Source organism: Caballeronia choica (assembly GCF_001544535.1).
Classification (GTDB): domain Bacteria; phylum Pseudomonadota; class Gammaproteobacteria; order Burkholderiales; family Burkholderiaceae; genus Caballeronia; species Caballeronia choica.
The window spans coordinates 1-1,664 of the sequence record NZ_FCON02000423.1 but is presented as its reverse complement, the minus strand read 5'-3'; the positions used below and the strand labels follow the sequence as shown (position 1 = coordinate 1,664).

The following is a 1,664-nucleotide window of genomic DNA, read 5'->3' as shown; positions in this document are numbered from 1 at the left end:
GACCAGGTCAATCTCCTCCCATTTCGCACGGCAAAGTTCGATCGTGCGGGTGAAAGACATCATCAGCAGCTTGATCGGAAGACGGCCGAAATGTACTGGCGCAGCTTTATCGCCACAGCGGGCGATCCACGCTCTTCGACCCGCTCCATAAGCCTGAGTACCTGGCTGGCAGTAACTAACCGCATCGGCAGCGCACCGATAAACGGGTATGCGTCTGCTTCGATCATGAGGGATACCTCAAGGTGGTGGCGGGGCGTCCAGAGTCTCTTCTTCTTGTTTAGCCATTCGTCAGCGACGGCTTTGAAGGTTTCTCGCGCCTCATCGACGGTTTGGGCGATTTCTCTGCGGCGTGCTTGCGTCGGATGCGTAGCTTTCCTGACCAGTGCGCGCGCGTTATCCTGTATTAGGGTTGGTTGTTCGTGAAAACTGTTTGATACCCGCTCTGATACCCGCTTTTTCGTTTCCTTCTGCTTACCGCAGACGGACTATCGTTTTATGAAATATTGCGTACTCGCTAACGGTGCTCACGGAGTTTGTGGGGGCATATTTTTGCGCGGTGGAAGAAAAAAGTGGTCCGGTCGCCGCTCCGATTAGCAGCGTGTTGCCACGTTTTGTCGAAGACCTTGCAACGCTGGTGGCCGACTATAGATTGCCGATAGGGCTCGGGGACCCCATGGTTGAAGGGAATGATAGCGTGCTCGTTTGATTCCTTTTCCTGACGTTGGCCATTGCCGCGCCCTCCGGCCAGATGATTCTCCCTTTGCGAGCCGAATTGTCCAACCGATCCCTTGGTTGCAGATATTTTTTTCAGCCCGGTGTACCGACCCCGGCATTGAAGGCAGACAAGACCAGACGGCGAGGGCGTCTGCTAAGTTTTGCCTGGCGCTTGCTCGCTGGCGCTGAAATTGAGAGAGGGCTATGACGGGCTCGACCCGACCCGAAAGCGTGAGACGTCGTGGGGATTTGTCCAGGACCGCGGCTGAAAATTAGGGACGAGCCGCCAGTAGGCTGCAGCGGTAACGACATGGATCGAAGCGGACAAGCCATGCGAGGAACGGTTGCTCAGGGCTTATCAGGCTGGGTGCACGCGAATTGCGGTGTTGGTGGAAAGAGACCTGCTCAAGACAGAGCGTGTCGATCATGCCGCGCACAAACCCGCTTTACTTTCTAACGGGCGAACCAACAGATCGACGTAACGCAGCTATGGTGAGCGCTCCGTCTTCTGGCTCATTCTCGGCGTCAGCATGGTGAAACAAATGGCGGCAGAAGGCGGCGCTACTGACATGTCCGAGGCTTGATGTCCAAGGGCGATCGCCCTCCAGGCCATGGAGCGACTTCGGTTCGCCCACGTGGTGCAGTACGGTCTATTCTACGAAATCGCGGGTGAGCAGTCCTATAGACTGCGGACGTCGTGATTGGCCAAGCAGAGGTGTTCGCCGATGTTGCTTCGGTTGGCGGCTTATCGGCCGTTGCGGTCATACGTCATTGCCAAACGAGCGGCAGGTATCCGGTAGTCAACAGACGTTGGCACCAGCATAGTTTCGACGGTCAGCTTTCGAACTAATCGAACGCGTGCTCACGGCCGCTGGATAGGGGTAGGAAACGGCGATCGCCGTCCCCTCCCTCCGAACCCGCTGTGCAGTTTTCCCGCGACGGGCTCTCCA

Annotated in this window: 1 protein-coding gene; it reads right to left on the bottom strand. The window is 56.9% G+C overall.

Annotated features, from left to right (window positions below):
* Nucleotides 1-62: 62 nt before the first annotated feature.
* Entirely contained in the window at nucleotides 63-338 is a 276-nt protein-coding gene (locus AWB68_RS51820; protein ID WP_374729668.1) for a phage integrase central domain-containing protein, read from the bottom strand.
* Between the last annotated feature and the right edge of the window lie 1,326 nt (nucleotides 339-1,664).